We start from the raw sequence: 434 nt of genomic DNA on the forward strand, positions 1-434 counted from the left end.
AGCGCTGGAGCAGCAGCATCCACGCGCCGAACGATCCGGGGACACACGCCGGCAGCTGCCCGGTGCCGGGCACCAGGTCGAGTCCGAGGTCCTCGAACGCCGCGATGTCGGCAGCGTCCGGAGCTGTGCCCTGTCCACACACCACCGACGGGCGCTGTTCGCCGGCGTGCCACGCCAGGATCGGCACCTCGCCCCCGGGGCCGTTCATCTCCGGCTCGACCACTTGCAGGACGAAACCGGCGGCCACCGCCGCGTCGAATGCGTTCCCGCCGCGCTCGAGGACGGCCATTCCGGTCTGGGAGGCAAGCCAGTGCGTGGATGCCACCATCCCGAACCCTCCGGTGAGTACGGGCCGGGTGGTGAACTCGGGTGTGCGCAAAGTCATGCCTTATCCTCCCATGATCATGAACACTAACCGTGCCATGTGCACGGTT

1 protein-coding gene is annotated in these 434 nt (G+C 68.2%); it reads right to left on the reverse strand.

Annotated elements, in window-relative coordinates:
- Positions 1-385, reverse strand: a 385-nt coding sequence (locus ELR45_RS41715) for a gamma-glutamyltransferase (RefSeq protein ID WP_240760244.1), incomplete at its 3' end; no start/stop codon positions are given.
- Positions 386-434: the final 49 nt, after the last annotated feature.

This window comes from Phytoactinopolyspora endophytica, assembly GCF_004138495.1.
Lineage (GTDB): Bacteria > Actinomycetota > Actinomycetes > Jiangellales > Jiangellaceae > Phytoactinopolyspora > Phytoactinopolyspora endophytica.